13 protein-coding genes are annotated in these 17,364 nt (G+C 58.2%); 7 read left to right on the forward strand and 6 right to left on the reverse strand.

The window, feature by feature from the left end:
• Nucleotides 1-149 precede the first annotated feature (149 nt).
• On the forward strand, nt 150-2,531 hold the full coding sequence (locus Q0915_RS02010) for an EAL domain-containing protein (protein ID WP_299472753.1): 2,382 nt from the start codon (nt 150-152) through the stop codon (nt 2,529-2,531).
• A gap of 122 nt (nt 2,532-2,653) precedes the next feature.
• Here Q0915_RS02010 and Q0915_RS02015 read toward each other — a convergent pair whose 3' ends face one another.
• From Q0915_RS02015 to Q0915_RS02030, 4 genes are read right to left on the reverse strand one after another with little or no spacing between them, the layout of a single operon-like run.
• Entirely contained in the window at nt 2,654-4,729 is a 2,076-nt protein-coding gene (locus tag Q0915_RS02015; protein WP_299472755.1) for a hypothetical protein, read from the reverse strand.
• A gap of 8 nt (nt 4,730-4,737) precedes the next feature.
• Complete coding sequence (locus Q0915_RS02020; RefSeq protein ID WP_299472757.1) at nt 4,738-7,557, reverse strand: DUF4159 domain-containing protein; 2,820 nt, start codon at nt 7,555-7,557, stop codon at nt 4,738-4,740.
• Between the two features lie 4 nt (nt 7,558-7,561).
• Nucleotides 7,562-8,485 (reverse strand): DUF58 domain-containing protein, encoded by a 924-nt coding sequence (locus Q0915_RS02025; RefSeq protein ID WP_299472759.1) that lies wholly within the window; start codon nt 8,483-8,485, stop codon nt 7,562-7,564.
• Nucleotides 8,486-8,516: 31 nt separating this feature from the next.
• Nucleotides 8,517-9,536, reverse strand: coding sequence for a MoxR family ATPase (locus Q0915_RS02030; protein ID WP_299472761.1), 1,020 nt, complete (start codon nt 9,534-9,536; stop codon nt 8,517-8,519).
• A 270-nt stretch (nt 9,537-9,806) separates the two neighbouring features.
• Between Q0915_RS02030 and Q0915_RS02035 the strand changes: the two genes are divergently transcribed.
• The 5 genes from Q0915_RS02035 to Q0915_RS02055 all read left to right on the forward strand — a co-directional run bounded on the left by Q0915_RS02035 (nt 9,807) and on the right by Q0915_RS02055 (nt 13,818).
• The gene (locus Q0915_RS02035; RefSeq protein WP_299472763.1) at nt 9,807-10,406 is read left to right on the forward strand and encodes a DUF1285 domain-containing protein; all 600 of its coding nucleotides are present in this window, start codon (nt 9,807-9,809) and stop codon (nt 10,404-10,406) included.
• Between the two features lie 108 nt (nt 10,407-10,514).
• Nucleotides 10,515-11,111, forward strand: a complete 597-nt coding sequence (locus Q0915_RS02040; RefSeq protein ID WP_299474644.1) for a CoA pyrophosphatase — start codon at nt 10,515-10,517, stop codon at nt 11,109-11,111.
• Nucleotides 11,111-11,371, forward strand: coding sequence for a DUF6111 family protein (locus Q0915_RS02045; protein WP_299472765.1), 261 nt, complete (start codon nt 11,111-11,113; stop codon nt 11,369-11,371). Before Q0915_RS02040 ends, Q0915_RS02045 begins: the two co-directional genes overlap by 1 nt.
• Nucleotides 11,372-11,395: 24 nt before the next feature.
• A complete protein-coding gene (locus Q0915_RS02050) occupies nt 11,396-12,619 on the forward strand; it encodes a CCA tRNA nucleotidyltransferase (protein ID WP_299472767.1) in 1,224 nt (407 codons plus the stop codon).
• Nucleotides 12,620-12,723: 104 nt separating this feature from the next.
• The gene (locus tag Q0915_RS02055; protein WP_299472769.1) at nt 12,724-13,818 is read left to right on the forward strand and encodes an HD domain-containing phosphohydrolase; all 1,095 of its coding nucleotides are present in this window, start codon (nt 12,724-12,726) and stop codon (nt 13,816-13,818) included.
• 19 nt (nt 13,819-13,837) lie between these two features.
• Here Q0915_RS02055 and hemF read toward each other — a convergent pair whose 3' ends face one another.
• Together hemF and Q0915_RS02065 are read right to left on the reverse strand one after the other, a co-directional pair.
• Complete coding sequence (gene hemF, locus Q0915_RS02060; RefSeq protein WP_299474647.1) at nt 13,838-14,749, reverse strand: oxygen-dependent coproporphyrinogen oxidase; 912 nt, start codon at nt 14,747-14,749, stop codon at nt 13,838-13,840.
• 62 nt (nt 14,750-14,811) lie between these two features.
• Entirely contained in the window at nt 14,812-15,282 is a 471-nt protein-coding gene (locus Q0915_RS02065) for a tRNA (cytidine(34)-2'-O)-methyltransferase (RefSeq protein ID WP_299472771.1), read from the reverse strand.
• 159 nt (nt 15,283-15,441) lie between these two features.
• Here Q0915_RS02065 and Q0915_RS02070 point away from each other — a divergent pair, with 159 nt between their 5' ends.
• Complete coding sequence (locus Q0915_RS02070) at nt 15,442-17,295, forward strand: ABC transporter ATP-binding protein (RefSeq protein ID WP_366525215.1); 1,854 nt, start codon at nt 15,442-15,444, stop codon at nt 17,293-17,295.
• Nucleotides 17,296-17,364 lie beyond the last annotated feature (69 nt).

The following is a 17,364-nucleotide window of genomic DNA, read 5'->3' on the forward strand; positions in this document are numbered from 1 at the left end:
GCACGGTCTGCGAAAAAGCAGATCGAATAGACCCACAGTTCACGTAAATTCTACGGAACTGGTTACATCTCAAAAAGTTCAGTTCGCTTCGAATTAAGATATGCGCAGTATAGATGCCAGGGCAGGCATTGCTTGAGGCACATTGATTTATGAAGCTCAGATATTTTCTACTGACACTCTTTCTCTTCCTGTCGGTAACCCCGCTGTTGCTGTTTCAGGCCTGGCCGCATTCCGAGGTGCTTGAAGGCGAACTCGACGAAGTCCATGAACGTCATCTCCTGCTTGCAAGAAATCTTGCGGCAGCCCTGGAGCGATATTACCGCGATCTTGTAACGACCTTCGACCTGTTGCTCGACACACCGGAGACCTGGTCCGACGCGAAAACAATGCTGCGCGTACTTGATAATCTCAGTTTCAGGCATGTTTGCATTGCCGATTGGGAAACGGGGCGGGTGACACTCACGCTTGCATCAGCCTCCGCACCCTGTCCCAAAGTCATCCCGCAAGCCGAGTTTGAGCGCCTCAAGTCCTTGGTGACACCGGAAGGGGTTGCCTTTGGCCCGGTCGTGGAAACTCCCGACGGTGAAAACGTGCTTCACATGGTCAAACGGTCGGGTGACTCACTGGCCGTCGGTGCGGTGAAAACCACTTATTTCAGGGAATTGGGCGAGGCTATTTCCTTCGGTGTGCGCGGTCATGCTGCAATCGTCGACAATCACGGGCGGGCGCTCTCGCACCCTTTGGCTGACTGGGTCGCCACGCGCAAGGATATGTCCATGATTTCGGCGGTGCAAAGGATGCTCGCCCGTGAAACCGGTGTCGAGATTTTCTACTCACCGGCGCTCAAGGGCGACATGATTGCCGGCTTCACTTATGTGCATCCAGTCGGCTGGGGCGTCATGATTCCGCAGCCAATCGCCGAGCTGCAGCAAAAGGCCGATGACGCCCGCCGGTCGGCTGTCATCGTCCTCGTGATTGGTGTTGCCTCCGCGCTTGCGCTGGCTTTACTGGTTTCCTTGCGTGTGGTCCGGCCAATCGAGCAAATCACCCGCGCTTCGTCCAGGATTGCCGGAGGTGAAATGAGCCTGCCGGAGGTACAGGGCTCCAGCCGTTTTCTGCCGATCGAATTCAATGAATTGAGCAAGCGCTTCAGAGAAATGGTTCTGCGCCTTCGCGAGAACATGTCTACGATCAATGCGTTGGCGTATCAGGACCTTGTCACCGGACTGGGCAACCGGACCTATCTGCACCAGCAACTGAGCGGGGCCATATCGGAAGGTCAGCGCGGAACGCTGCTGCTCATCGATCTCGACGGTTTCAAGTCCGTCAACGACATGTATGGTCACGACGTCGGCGACAAGGTCCTGGAAGCTGTTGGCGAGCGTCTATGCACCGTTCTGGGTGTCAGAAAACTTGCCGATTATGAAAATGATGAGCTCAAGCAGGGGCCGTCAACAGCCTTTTTGCATCCGCTCGTCACACGCCTTGGTGGCGACGAGTTTGCGATTTGGCTCCCATCCGAAGACCATGCCCAAATATCCGGGCTGGCAGCGGACATCGTGGAGCGGATCAGAGAGCCGATCATTGTTTACGGTACACAGACCGTCATTGGCGCTAGCGTTGGCCTTGCCCAGTATCCCGAACACGGAAGTGACCGTTCTAGCCTCATGAAGGCGGCCGACCTTGCAATGTATGACGCCAAGAAGGCCGGCAAGGACCGGTTTGTTGCCTATTCGCCGGCGCTGATGACTGCGATCCTTGATGAGCGGAAGCTCGGAGGAGAAATCAAGGCAGGACTTCAAAGTGGGCAGTTCATTCCCCATTTCCAACCGCAATTTCGCCTGCCGGACAGAACCGTGACCGGGGTTGAAGCGCTGGTCCGGTGGAACCACCCCGAACGTGGTCTGCTTGCGCCACCGGACTTTCTGGAAACGGTGAAGGAGCTTAATCTGCTTGCCGACATCGACGCTTTGATGCTGGACCGGTCCGTCGCGCAATTGCGCGAGCTTTGTGAAAATGGGGTCAGCGTCCCGGCGCTCGCCGTCAATCTGTCCGAAGAACGGCTGTCGTCGCCTGAATTTCTGGAAAGTCTGCGGACACTCGGCGATCTGCCCTTTGACTTGCGTTTTGAACTTGTGGAGACCATGGCTCTCGACACTGTGGACGAGCAGCTCGCGAACATTCTCGAAGAGGTCAGGCAAGCCGGTTGCAGTCTGGATCTGGACGATTTCGGAGTGGCGAATGCGTCGGTGCTGGGGTTAATGAATATTCAGCCTGCACACATCAAAATCGACCGCAACCTGATCTGCGGTATCCAGGAAGGCAATATCTTCGAGCGGATGGTTGGATCAATCATCGGCATGGGGCACTCTCTCGGCATACCCCTGATTGCCGAAGGCGCGGATCGGCTGGAGCAGGTCGAAAGGCTTGCGGCGCTGAACTGCGATTTTGCCCAGGGTTATGCACTCGCAATGCCGATGGGCATCGAGGAACTTGGCGTATTCCTGAAAAATCAGCCGCAGCCGGACTAGGCGCCGCCACATCACGACAGCATCCGAAATTTTCGGTCTTGCGTGAACTGCGGCATGGTCTCGTTCCAAGGCCGCAGCTCACCGGATGGGCGCGAGTGCGATCGCCGAAACTTGAAACCACTCTAGCGGCCTTCGCGGTACCAGGTCAGCGACAGCATGCCGAGCAGCAGGGCGAGGCCGAGAAGGCCGATCATGAGTGGATAGCGGTCGACACCATTGAGCACGCTTGCTTCGGTTGCCTTGAGGCCGATCCAGCCGTTCCCGGCGTAACTGGCCGATGTGCGCATGGATACCACGCGGGGAACATCCATGTCGCCACCGACATCTCTCAGCCGCTGAGTGCTGCCTCCAGTTGCCTCGCTGATCGGCGACAGCACCTCCGTTGTCGATAGAACATCTGTATATTCCCGCGGATTTTGCGGGCCGACATGGATCAACGCGCTCAAGACGCCGTCGGTTACGGAAAACAGGCCGGTCTGTTCAACAGGCATGTCTCCGCGCCAGAGGCCCGGATCACGTTCCTCCATGGTGACTTGCGTTGCGTCGCCCGCAGGTGCGGTAACGGTGACTTCGCCGACGGAGTCGCCAAGTGTCTGACGTTCAACGACCAGGTCGCCACCGAGTATTGAAACGTTGAGCGCTTCTTCCTCAAGATCGGGCTCCTGCATCAGCCAATGGGCGAGGCGGCGCAGAAGCGGCACATGCGGGCCGCCGCCTTCAAAGCCGCGCGCCCAGAGCCAGACATGGTCGGACAGGAGCATCGCGACACGGCCTTCGCCTTCGCGGTTAAGCACCAGCAGCGGGGAGTCGCTCGGACCGGACATGAGCTGGTGACCGGCATCAAGCTGCGTGTCGACGGCGCGAAACCAGCGGCTCCAGGCCGGAGGGTCCTGCTCGGACCCCGGGAGGCCGCGTGTAACCGGGTGCCGCTCACCAAGGCTGGCAAGGGTTGCGTAAAACGGTTCTTCCAGAATGCCGCCGGTCGGGCTGGCGGGCAGGATGGGTGCGAGTGGTGTCCGGTAAAGGCTGCCTGCCTCGGCATAATCGGGACCGCCCGCAAGGAGCACGGCGCCGCCGTCACGCACGTAACGGGCGATGTTGTCGAAATAGAGCATCGGCAGAACACCGCGGCGCACATAGCGGTCAAAAATGATCAGGTCGAACTCATCGATCTTGACGGAGAACAGCTCACGGGTCGGGAATGCGATCAGTGAAAGCTGGTTGATCGGTGTTCCGTCCTGTTTTTCCGGTGGACGCAGGATCGTGAAATGAACGAGGTCGACGGACGCGTCGGACTTCAACAGGTTGCGCCATGTGCGTTCGCCTGAATGCGGCGAGCCGGAAACCAGAAGCACACGCAGGTTCTCGCGGATACCATCAATGGTGACCACCGCGCGGTTGTTCAGGGTCGTAAGTTCGTCCCGAAGCGGCTCTGCCTCGAATTCGAAAATGTTGTCACCACCATGGGCAATCTCAACAGGGATGTCGATCTTTTCGCCGGTGCGGGCGGTTCGTTCACTGACAACGGAGCCATCGCGCTTTACCGTCAGGCGAACCTGATCTCCGGGGCCGGTGCCCTGGCCCTGGTCGACCACGGTCAGGCTGACTGTCTGCTCCGATCCGACGAGTCCGAACCTGGGCGCCTTTTCGAGCACGATGCGGCGGTCGCGTTCTTCGGGCGTTCCCGTGATCACGCCGTGCACGGGCGCGTCAAACCCGAGCGCACCGGCATTTTCCGGAACGTCATGGATCTGTCCGTCGGTCACGATGATTGCGCCTCCGACCCGTTCCGGCGGAACATCGGCCAGTCCGTTTGTCAGGGCCTGAAACAGTTCGGTCCCGTTGCCTGAGCCCGAATTGCGCGCTTCAAGGACACGCAGGTCAAAGCCCTTGAGTGCTTCCACGCGGCGCCGGATTTCTGCTGCAGCTTCATCGGTGGTTGCCTCGCGTTCGGCGAGCCGCTGGCTCTGACTTTTATCAACGACGAGTGCAACAACGCTGGACAGCGGCTCGCGATCTTCCCGTTCAACGGCCGGATTGGCGAGCGCGAACAGCAAGAGCGCCATAGTCAGCGTCCGCAGGACCCAACCGCGCAAACTGAGATACCCTGAAAAGCCCGCAATCAAAAACACGACAATGCCGCCGGCGATCAGTGCCCAGAGGGGAAGCAGCGGGTCGAAGGAGAGTGACCAGACCATGTGCGCTCCTATTGTCCCAGCCGCTCGAGCAGTGCGGGAATGTGTACCTGATCGGCCTTGTAGTTGCCGGTCAGGCTGTACATGACGATATTGACGCCGGACCTGAATGCGTAGTCCCGCTGTACAGGATTGTTCGGAACTGTCGGATACATGAAATCACCATCTTCGGTGATTGCCCACGCCGACGCGAAATCGTTGCCGGTTATCATGATCGGAGACACACCGTCGCCGGCGCGGACCGGCCGGTCGCCGCGCGCTGCTATTTCCTCAAGACTCTCCACCCAGAGCGGGCTTCCTGCATATCGTCCAGGGAAGGAATCGAGCAGATAGAAAGCCTTTGTCAGAACATGATCCGGGGGCACCGGCTGCAGTGGCGGCACATCCAGATCTTCCAGGATTTCTCGCAGTTTCAGCGTCGCAGGCGTCGATGAAAATCCGGAGGCGGAGGCATTGATGTGGTCACGCGTGTCGAACAGGATCGTGCCGCCGTTGCGCATGAACGTATCGATGCGCGCAATTGTCTGGTCGCCAGGCTTGTCCGCAGCGGGATCTATGGGCCAGTAGAGCAGGGAGTAAAAGGCAAGTTCATCCCCGGCGATGTCGATTGCAACGGGTGCTCCCGGTTCCAGCGCGGTGCGCTCGGCCAGGAAGCGCGTCAGGCCAGAGAGACCTGCAGCGCTTGCGTCGTCAATTTCAGGATTTCCCGTCAACACATAGGCAAGTCTTGTTTCCAGTGTCGATTCAAGAGCCTGTAGTTCATCTGACGTCGATTGCGCGTGGGAACGGTCTGGCGCGATTGTCATTGCGCCTGCAATTGAAATTGCCATCAAGGCAGCAATGCTGGCCGTGCGGCCGCGCAATCCTATCCGGCTTAGGCCGCCCGCAAGCAGGAAGACGGCAATCGCATCGGCAACGAGCAGCAGGAAGGCAACCGTAAAGAAGAATGCTCTGAGGTCGACGGGATCGGATGCCGGGTAGGCCGTCAGGGTCGCGCGAGACCCAAGGGCTGTCAGGTCGAGCGGTAACAATGCGTCGTCAGCATGCATCAAATTCAAAGCCCGGAAACCGTCTTCGGTGCCGTAGAGGCCCGGCGGTGTTCTCCGGCTTGCTTCAGCGTCTCGGAATTCAGCCGCGTTTACAGGCGTAACTTCAACTGGCGGCGCACCGAAGCGCCCGTATCCGTCCAGAAGCCGCAGTGGCGGCAGAACACTCTGGGTCTGGGTGCTGTCCGCTGCGGTCTCAGAAGCAGCCGCGACATTGGAAACGGCGAGAATCCTGCGAAGCATGTTCAAGAACACGCCGGATAGCGGCAAGTTCGACCATGCGCTGTCAGCGGTAACGTGGAACAGAACAAGGCTTCCTGCCCCAAGCGGTGCCGCGGTCACCAGTGGCGTGCCGTCTTCCAGCATGGCCCAGGTCCGCTCAGGAAGATCCGAAGTCGGCTCGGCCAGGACCTGGCGATTTACGGTGACCTCTTCGGGAATCCTGAGGCCGGAAAATGGCGAGTCATCCGGGAAGGCAGCGAGATGCTGAGGCTGTTTCCAGGACAGCGACCCGCCAAGCGAGCGATCTCCCTCTCGCAGACGCACCGGTATCAGCTCATCGCTGCCTCCCGCCGTGCGCGGCCCGGCAAAGCGTACCAGGGTGCCACCGTTTTCGACCCATTCGCGCAGTTCTTCGGCTGTTGTGTCCGGCAACCGGCCGACATCCGCCAGAACAAGAACCGAGATGCCCTGGTCGATCAATGCCGGAACCGCCAGCGCGATATCGCCATCCTTGGGTTGGCGGATATCGGAAAACGGCAAAAGCGCGCGCTCGAGATAGTAGACAGGTGAAAGCAGGGGTTGGTCGAGATCGCCCGATTGGCCACTGATCAAACCGACGATCCTGCGGCGCCAACTGTCGTCCACAAGCTGCACTGCTCCGGCTGCGGCCTCGCCCGATATTTCGACCCGGGCAATGTCGTTGCGCAATTCGCTGGGCAATTCAAAGCGTGCAGTTGTTTCTGACGTGCCCGCGTCGAAACGTGTCTGCACTTCACCCAAAACCAGTCCCTTCAGATCCAGAGCCTGGACGCTGGCCGTGCTCTGCTGCTGATCGGGATGCCTGACGACGGTCAGTGAAAGCGCATCCGTGTCGTTCTTGAGATCCTTAAGACCAAGTGGCGTATCCAGGCCTGCGAGAACAGTGACTGGAACATCACCGGTCATCGAAGACAGATCCGCCAGAAATGCGTCATCGGTATGCGTGCTGTCGGACAGCCAGACGATCGAACCTGGAGGAGCCTCCTGCGCAGCCTTGCGAAGACCGATGCTGAGTTCGCTGCGCCGTGGCGCGTAAGGACGTGGCTCGAGCGCGCGCAGTTTCTCAAGCGCGCCGGATGCGGCCTCGGGAACAAAACTCTGGGAAGGGCCCTCCGCCGTTGCTGCAAACAACACCGGTTGGCCGGATTGTTCGGCCGTGGTCAGCAACTGTTCGGCGGCGCCGACCTGCACGTCCCAGCTTTTCGCCGAAGTCCAGCCATTGTCGACAAGCAGCCAGAGGACACCTTCACCCGTGTCTACTGGTTCCGCCGTGCGCCACACGGGGCCTGCAAGCGCGATGATCAGGATGGCGGCAAGCAGCAGACGCAAGAGCGTCAGCCACCAGGGACTGCGCTGCGGTGTTTCTTCGTGCTGATCGATATCCAAAAGCAGGCGCGTCGGCGGAAACGCGATTTCGCGGGGACGGGGCGGCGTCAGGCGCAGAAGCCACCAGATCACCGGCAGAAGGGCAAGAGCCGCAAGTATCCACGGTGCTGTAAACGTCAGGGGAAGGCCTGCAAACATTTGACTACATGCCTCCCTTGTTCATGACGTCGAGAGCGCCTGAAAGAGCGCTGTGGAGCACCAGAAGCGGTTCGGCCGCCGGCCGGTCGGTATGATGCAGCACATAGGTCCATCCGGCGCGCCGGGCCATGTCCCTTATCTCCGCCCGGTGAGCCTGAAGCTTGTTCTGATAGTCTTCGCGCCAGTTTTCTGCGCGTCCCGCCGTGAGGCGCGTTCCGCGTTCAGGATCAGTGAACTCAATACGTCCGTCGAACGGAAATGTTTCCTCTATCGGATCCAGAACCTGGACCAGGTGACCCTTTGCGCCGGTACTGGCAACGCGTGCGACCCAGGCGGCGATGTCGTCCAGCGGGTCCAGGAAATCGGACACCAGCACGACATCGGCAAAACGTTTGATCGAGATGGTGTCCGGCAGCGCGACCGGTTTCGACAGATGCGTGAGGGCGTCGGCCAGGCGTTCGGCGGCGCGACGATCTGAAAAGGGGCGTGTGAGGCCCGGCAAACCAATGCGTTCACCGGTTTCGGCGAGCATGTCTGCAAGGGCGAGCATCAAGACAATGGATCGGTCCCGTTTGGTGACCCCTGCCAGCCGCGACTGGAATACCATGGAGGATGACAGGTCCGCCCAGAGCCAGACTGTGTGCGCCGCTTCCCATTCCCGCTCGCGCACATAGAGATGGTCGTCGCGGGCGGAGCGCCTCCAGTCGATGCGCTTTGCCGGCTCGCCCATGTTGAACGGCCGGAACTGCCAGAAACTTTCGCCGGGACCCGCCCTGCGGCGTCCGTGCCAGCCGGCGATGATCGAGCTGGCGACATGGCTTGCCTCGACAAGAAGGTCCGGCAGCGCATCGGCAACGGATCTTGCTTCGCCGATAACGTTCGGCCATGTGTCCTGATCTATGCCTGCCTTTGGTGTCCGGGGATCCATATGGTGCGGGGCTCCTGCGAAAGACTTGAACTCAGGCGATTGTCTCTTTGACGCGCTGAATGACGTCTCTCACAGTATGGCCATCCGCTCTTGCTGCAAATGTCAGTGCCATCCGGTGCTGCAGGACGGGTTCTGCCAGAGCGAGTACATCGTCCACGGACGGAGCAAGCCGACCATCGACCAAAGCCCTCGCGCGAACCGTCAGCATCAAGGCCTGGCTGGCACGCGGACCCGGACCCCAGGCGATAAGCTTTGTTACGTCACTGTCCGCCGACGCTTCGTCCGGCCGCGCCGAGCGGACAAGCTTCAATATGGCTTCAACCACGGATTCCCCGACTGGCATGCGGCGGACGAGCTGCTGATATTCCGTCAACTCCTCAGCGTTCATCGCAGTCTGGGCCTCGGCCTGCTCGGCTCCGGTCGTTTCCATGAGAATGCGCCGTTCAGCTTCCAGATCCGGGTAATGAACGTCGATCTGCATCAAAAACCGGTCGAGCTGCGCTTCGGGCAGGGGATAGGTTCCTTCCTGCTCAAGCGGGTTCTGTGTAGCCAGAACATGGAACGGGCGGGGCAGGTTATGAGGGTGGCCGGCGACGGTCACGTGATACTCCTGCATGGCCTGCAAAAGGGCAGACTGCGTACGCGGGCTGGCGCGGTTGATTTCGTCAGCCATCAGCAGCTGTGAAAAGACGGGGCCCGGGATAAAGCGGAACGACCTGCCGCCATCGGTTGCCTGTTCCATCACTTCCGCACCCAGAATGTCGGATGGCATCAAGTCAGGAGTGAACTGAATGCGTCGCGCGTCAAGGCCCAGTACGGTGCCGAGGGTTTCGACAAGCTTGGTCTTTGCAAGCCCGGGAACACCCACCAGAAGGCCATGGCCGCCGGCCAGGATCGTTACAAGCGATTGTTCAACGACCGTTTCCTGGCCGAAAATGATTCTCGCGATATCAACTTTCGCGTCGCTGATCCGCGCCACCGCACGCTCTGCGTTTTCGGCTACGGCCGCGAGATCTTCATCGCTGGGGCTGGAGGGAGAAACAACGCTCATGAATCACCTTTCCCGAATCTTATTCCCGAACCGTGAGGCTGGCCGGGGCATTGTCTTTAGTTGCTGCGACTCATGCAGTCTGACACCATATAATTCTCTAGATAAGGCGCAATTGTGCGCCATACAGTGGAAAGGTCCAAGATTCTTTCCACGTGCAGGGGAAAAGAGGGAACCTGCCGGGAATGTTTTCAGGCTGCATTCGGTGCTGTGAGGCACGTACTTGGCAAAAATCCGGATGTTCGGATTTTTCTGATCAGGATGGTAAATTGGATGTCAGATAACACCGCACCTGCCCCGACCTCCATGCCCGAGGGTTTGAAAGCGCTGATGAGCCGGGCGGATGCAGCGGACAAGTCGCCGCCACCCGTGGAGAAGTGGAATCCGCCGTTTTGCGGGGATCTCGACATTCGTGTCGCCCGTGACGGAACCTGGTTTTACCTGGGGTCACCGATTGGGAGGCAACCCCTTGTCAGGTTGTTTGCGTCCGTTTTGCGCAAGGACGAAGATGGCAAGCACTATCTCGTTACGCCGGTCGAAAAAATCGGAATTACAGTCGATGATGCTCCTTTTCTGGCTGTGGAGATGGTGGCTTCCGGCGAGGGCGAAGATCAGCAGCTAACGCTTCGGACAAATCTCGGTGAGCTTGTGAAAGTGACTGATAAACACCCGCTGCGATTTGAAAAGGAACCGGACAGCGGAGGACTGAAACCCTATGTTCTGGTGAGAGGACGGCTGGAAGCACTGTTTACGCGTGCCTTGATGTATCAGCTTGCGGATCTGATCGTGGACCGGAGCGGATCCGGCGGAACTGAAACCGGCATATGGGGCGGAGGACAGTTTTTTGAGATCGGTCCCGATTTGCTTAAATGAGCGGAGTAACCATTTGAGAGAGCGACGACTAACCCAGACTGAGCAGCAGGCCTGATGAACGCTACACTGACGCAGAACCCGCTTGCCGAGGGAGCGTGGCCGGAGACCATGCGTTCTCTCCTGCGAACGGCGGAACATTCAAACAACCGCGCGGAGACGGGAGACCATATTCTCAATCCCGACCTTCCGCCGTATGCCAGATGGGAAGGTCCTCCCAGAGAGGCGGCGGTGCTCATCGGTATTGTTGAGCGAAGTGATGGGCCAAGTGTCGTCCTGACCCAGCGGACGGGCCATTTGAAGTCCCATGCCGGTCAAGTCGCGTTTCCAGGAGGCAAAATAGATGCGACGGACAATGGTCCTGTCGAAGCAGCGCTCAGGGAGGCGGACGAGGAAATCGGGCTGGCGCCTAAGCAAGTTGAACCGCTTGGGAACCTGGCACCCTATCTGACCGGTTCGGGATATCGCGTCATCCCCGTCGTCGGTGCCATTCGCGACCCCATCGCCTTCCGTCCCAATCCCGATGAAGTCGACGATGTTTTTGAAGTGCCACTCAGTTTCCTCATGAATCCCGCCAACCATCAGAAATTGAGCAGGGAGTGGCAGGGCAAGCGTCGATATTTTTATGCAATGCCATTTGGCGAGCGCTATATCTGGGGTGTTACTGCCGGAATCATCCGATCCTTCTACGAGACGGTCTATCGCTAATGCTGCGTGTCGCACTGACCCATCTGGTCCTCTTTTTATTGCCCTTTTTCTGCTATGCAATCTGGCTTTGGCTCACAAAGCGGAGCAAGCACCCGGATCGCTGGGCAAAAGGGCCGCTTGCGTGGCTAACGGTAACGGGGCTGGCATTCGTGATTGTCGGTTTCCTCGTCATGTCGACGCTTAATCGTGGTCCCGAAGGCTCAAACTATCGGCCCACGCAAATGAAAGACGGCGTCTTCGTTCCAGGCGGATTCGAATAGGTCATGCCTCCGGGACCCGACGATATGCTTCGTGCAGCCGATTGGCTGCGCGCGCCTGGTCTTCAGGCCGTCTTTTCCGCCGTGGAACAGGATGGCGACACGGCGCGGGCCGTCGGTGGCGCCGTTCGAAACACGCTGCTTGGGCAACCCGTCTCGGATGTGGATATTGCAACAACCGCGCGGCCTGAAGAGGTCATGCGGCGCGCGAGCGAGGCAGGGCTGAAGCCGATCGGCACCGGGCTCGACCACGGAACGATCACGATTGTGAGCGACGACATCCCGTACGAAGTGACGACGTTGCGTCAGGATGTGGAGACATTCGGCAGAAAGGCGCGCGTCGTTTTTGGCCGTGACTGGGAGCAGGATGCCAAGCGCCGGGATTTCACAATGAACGCGCTTTACGTTGACCGGCACGGCTCTCTGCATGATCCGTTAGGGGGACTGGAAGATTGCCTTGCCCGGCATGTCAGGTTTATCGGGGATCCGGACAGTCGCATCCGCGAGGACTACCTTAGAATTCTGCGGTTTTTCCGGATTTATGCCGCGTACGGCCGGGGCGATCTTGACCGGGAAGGTCTTGGTGCATGTTTGAGGCAGCGCGACGGCTTGCGCAGGTTGTCGGCCGAGCGGATCGGACATGAAATGCGGCGTTTGCTGCGGGCTCCCCTGGCAGCGCATGCTTTGAAACTGATGAACGATTGCGGTCTTTGGGAAATCGCGACCGGTGGACTGGCACGCGTCGCCGACTACATTGCGCTCCGACAGTTGGACGAGACAGCAGCCGAAACGCGCGATCCGGAACTTGGTCTTGTGGTGATTGCCGGGTTCGTCCGTGAGGATCTGGAGCGGATAAGCGAACGGTTCCGGCTTTCGAATGCCGAACATAAACGCATGCAGACGGCCTGGTCAGCCAAGAAACGTGTCAAGAAAACGGATGACGTCTCGAGTGCACCTTCGCTGGTCTATGATTTCGGCAGACAAGGAGCGATTGACGGTGCGCTGGCGGTCTGGGCGACGCGGATTGCCCGTCAGTCCGTGGACACTTCCCGGCTCGAAAAATTGCTGATCTCTTTGCGCGCGCAGGATGTTCCCGAATTTCCATTGAAGGGCGCCGATCTTATCGCCGCCGGCCACGCGCCCGGACCTGCACTCGGCATGGCATTGAAACGACTTGAAGTCGAATGGAAAGAAAGCGGGTTCGCTTTGTCAAAACAGCAATTGATCGATCGATCAGGCGATGCATCTTAGCGTTTTTTTAAAGGAAATACCGGCAAGATATCTGATGGTTTTCCCTTGCGTAAGCCGGGGATGAAAGTCTCAAAACTGGTTTGGGCGCGTAAACGAGACATTAGATGGAACTGGTACTTATTTCAGACGGACAACTGTCCTTGGACTCACCGGTCCGGAAGCTCCCGTTTTTCTTCCCGGCCCGCCTGATCGAAATGGACAAGGTTTCGCCGGATACTGTCGCCGAAGGCAAAATCGCGGTCATTGAGTTACTGGGTTCATCCGATGCCGGGCTTACGGCCCTCAAGACATCTTGGGACAGCATTGCCGAGATCCCTGTCATCTGCCTTGTCTCCCAGAAAAACCGCCGTGAAGTCATTCAGGCAGCTGCGCTGGGCAAGACGGAAATACTCGAGCGCGATGCGCCGTTTCCGCTGCTTTTGAAACGTGTCAACGCGCATATGGGAGGAGACATCCTCGAAGCGCTTCCAAGAAAAACGCCTGCTTCTACGGCCGCAGCCTACAAAAAGAGCAACACGTTCCTGGAGAGCCTTTGTTTGTCAACGGTTGAAGGTGCGAAGGTTCGCATCAACCTGATGAATGAGAGCGCTGAGGACATGTTGGGTGCCCTGAAACAGGACGGCCTCTCGTGCTGGCTCAACGCCGTTGAAACGCATCACAGCGCCACATATTGCCATTCGCTTCAGGTTGCCGGTCTTGCAGGCATGCTTGCCAAGCACCTGGGTTGGCCCGACGAGGACTGCAAGGAAGTTATCGCAGGTGGCCTTGTGCATGATATCGGCAAAATGCGCATACCGCTCACGATCCTGGACAAGGCGGGGAAACTGACCAGTGAGGAGCGCGCCATGGTCGACAAGCACCCGCAATTCGGGCGCGATATCCTGAAAACGAGACTGGAAGTGGCGCCGAACATCAAACGGATGGCGATCCAGCACCATGAATATGTTGACGGCACCGGGTATCCGAACCGGCTGAAAGGCGACCAGATTATACCCAAAGTTCGTCTCATCACAGTTTGCGACATCTTTGCCGCTCTGACGGAAGAGCGTCCCTACCGGCAGAGCGTTCCCGCACGGACCGCGCTCGACATGATGAGAAACATGGGGCCAAAACTCGATCAGAAGATCGTGTCGAAACTGGACGACATGTTGTTCGGCCGGGCATTCGGCGCGGTCACGCGTGAGGCACCTGCCGCCTGAATACGATTTGCAGCCCGGCTCAGGGCCACTTCACGACCGGTGGCATCGACGACAGGATCGACGCAACGTTGCCGCCTGTCTTGAGGCCGAAAATGGTGCCCCTGTCGTAAAGAAGATTGTATTCAACGTAACGGCCGCGCCGCACAAGCTGTTCCTCTCGCTCGGCTTGCGACCAGCTTCGCTCAAAGTTCCTGCGAACCAGCTCGGGATAGATCCCCAGAAAAGCTTCTCCGACCGACTTGGTGAACGCGAAATCGGCGTCCCAGGAGCCACTGTGAAGGTAGTCGTAGAAAATACCTCCAATGCCGCGCGCCTCGTTCCTGTGCTTTAGGAAGAAATAGTCGTCGCACCAGGCCTTGTAGGCATCGTAGTCGGCGACCTCGTGCTGTTCGCAGGCTTTGCGCATAGCAAGGTGAAAGGCCTGTGTATCCGGATCTTCCTGCGTTCGGCGGGCATCGAGCACCGGCGTCAGATCGGCACCGCCGCCAAACCACTGGCGGGTCGTCACGACCATTCGGGTGTTCATGTGAACCGCCGGCACATGCGGATTATGCAGGTGCGCGATCAGGCTGATGCCCGAGGCCCAAAACCTTGGATCATCGGATGCTCCCGGAATTTGTCCGCGAAACTCGGGCGAAAATTCGCCATGCACGGTGGACACATGAACGCCCACCTTTTCAAAGACGCGTCCATGCATCATGGACATGACGCCGCCGCCACCCTTTGCGCCCGTGCTGTCCGTGCGTTCCCAGGGGGTGCGCTCGAACCGGCCTGCAGGCTGGTCCGACAGTGGTCCCGACAACGAGCCAATCTCGTCTTCCAGGTCTTCGAAGGACTTGCAGATCCGGTCGCGGAGCGCTTCGAACCAGGCAGGCGCAATCCGCTTCTTTTCTTCAATGTCGTCCGGGATGGGACCGCCGCGATTTTGCATGGAAGGTGCATTCATGAGACTGGCTTTCGACGATTTGCCAAGCGGCAGCGTGCAATGGGATTTCAATCTGGGCTTTTAGGGAAAGTACCGGTTTGCCGCAAGACTTCGCCGAGCGCCATGCCCGCGGAGACGGCGACATTGATCGAACGCATGCCCTCCATCATCGGGATGGTCAATCGCGCATCGACAAGATCGTGAATACTTTCCGGAACCCCGGTGCTTTCGCGGCCCATCAGCAAAACATCGTCGGGCCGGTAGTCGAACTCGGTGTATCTGACTTCAGCTTTTGTTGTCAGCAGAATAAGCCTTTTGTTCTGCGTCAGCCGGAACAATTCGAAATCGGCAAAACTTCGATGCCTGCGCATCGATGCGCGTTCCAGATAATCCATGCCCGCACGTTTCAGGGCGCTGTCGGAAATTGGAAATCCCGCCGGTTCGATCAGATGGACCGTGACACCCATGCACGCCGCCAGGCGCAAGATAGTTCCGGTGTTCTGCGGTATGTCGGGTTGGTAGAGAGCTATGTCTGGCATCGCATCAACTGTCTTGGCTTACGGGCGGCGCTGGATAACAGTTTGACCGGCAGTTGTCATGCCTGCGGCCATATTTGATGTGTTTATTTGATAGCCCGGTTTGAAAGGGCAAGCATAGAATAGTGATCAGATTCGCTCCCATCCATCAGGAGATCCCCCGTGTCCGCGCTTTTTCGCCTGTTCGAAAGCTGGATTGATCCGTTTCGAAACCCACCGGATATGGAAATGCCACGCGGCGGTATCCGCTTCCTGCTTTTTTTCATTTCACAGGTCCGCTGGCCCTTTGTGGCGATGCTTGTTCTTGGCTGCCTGTCCGCGTTTGTCGAGGTCACGATTTTCAATTTCCTTGGAAGGATTGTGGATCTGCTTGAAAGCGGAGACCGGGCGACCTTCTTCAGCGATCATGCCTCGACGCTCCTGTCGATGGGACTGGTGGTCCTTGTTTTACGAACCTTAGTCGCTGCGCTGATGGCACTTGTTGAAGAGCAGACGGTCGTTCCCGGATTTTTCAATCTGGTCAGGTGGCAATGCCACCAGCGAATCATGCGTCAGAGCCTGAGTTACTTCCAGGACGACCTAGCGGGCAGGCTTGTGCAGAAGGTCATGCAGGCGGGAATGTCGGCGGGCGATTTCATGATCAACCTGTTACAGGTCGCCTGGTTTATCATCGTCTACGCCGTGACAACGCTGATACTCGTCTCCGAGCTTGACGGCCGTCTCGGAGCGCTCGTTGCGCTATGGCTCGTCTGTTTCGCGGTAACCGCATGGTATTTCGTTCCACGGATCAGGATAGCATCCAAGGAAACCGCACATAGCTATTCCGGCGTGACCGGGCGGTTCGTCGATACATACACCAATATTCAATCCGTGAAATTGTTCGGCTCAACCCGGGAAGAAAACCGGGGCGCCAGACAGTCCCTTGAGGGCTTTATTGCAAAGCTGCAGCGTTTCACGCGGTATCTGACGTCCATCAGAATGATTATGACGTCGATAAATGGCGTGATGATCGTTTCGATTACCGCGATGGCCCTTTTTGTCTGGCAACACGATGGCATGAGTACCGGACATGTTGCATTTGCGCTCAGCCTGATCTTGCGTTTGAATATTCTGCTCAACCGGCTCTTCAATCAGCTCAACGGCCTGTTCCGGCATTTCGGATCGCTGCAGGACAGCATGGAAACAATTGTAAAGCCGGTCGCCCTGACAGATTTTCCGCAGGCAAAGGAGCTCGACGTCAAGCAAGGCGGCATACGGTTTGAAAATATCCGGTTTCACTACGGCAAGGACGGCGGCGTGATCGACCATCTGGATCTTTCCATCAAGCCGGGTGAGCGCGTTGGTCTGGTCGGTCCCTCCGGTGCGGGCAAGACGACGTTGGTCAGCCTGCTGCTCAGGTTCTTTGACCTGGAAGCCGGTCAGATCCTGATTGACGGGCAGGACGTTAAATATGTGGCACAGGAGTCTCTTCGCCGATCAATCGGAATGGTGACACAAGACACCTCCCTCCTGCACCGGTCCATCCGCGAAAACATCCGCTATGGACGCAGCTCGGCCCGGGAGGAAGATCTGATCGAGGCGGCGCGCAAGGCACATGCGCTCGACTTCATCGAACAGCTGGAAGACATGAAGGGCCGGACAGGGTTTGATGCCTTTGTCGGTGAGCGTGGCGTCAAGCTTTCGGGTGGACAGCGTCAGCGGATCGCAATCGCGCGCGTTCTTTTGAAGGACGCGCCCATTCTGGTTCTTGACGAGGCAACCTCTGCGCTGGATTCGGAGGTCGAGGCGGCGATCCAGGACAATCTGCAAAGCCTGATGACTGGAAAAACGGTGATTGCCATCGCACACCGTTTGTCGACGATTGCGGCAATGGACCGATTGATTGTCATGGATGAGGGAAAAATCGTGCAGCAGGGTACGCATGACATTCTTCTCAAAGACAAAAGCGGACTTTACGCGCAGCTGTGGCGTCGGCAATCCGGCGGGTTTCTCAAGGCAGATGCATTGCCGGTCTGAGTGAAAAGATGCATCTGCTTGCGGCGCGATTTTGCTGATCCGAACGCTCAAGGCAAACGTAATGATTGC

Source organism: uncultured Roseibium sp. (assembly GCF_947494555.1).
Lineage (GTDB): Bacteria > Pseudomonadota > Alphaproteobacteria > Rhizobiales > Stappiaceae > Roseibium.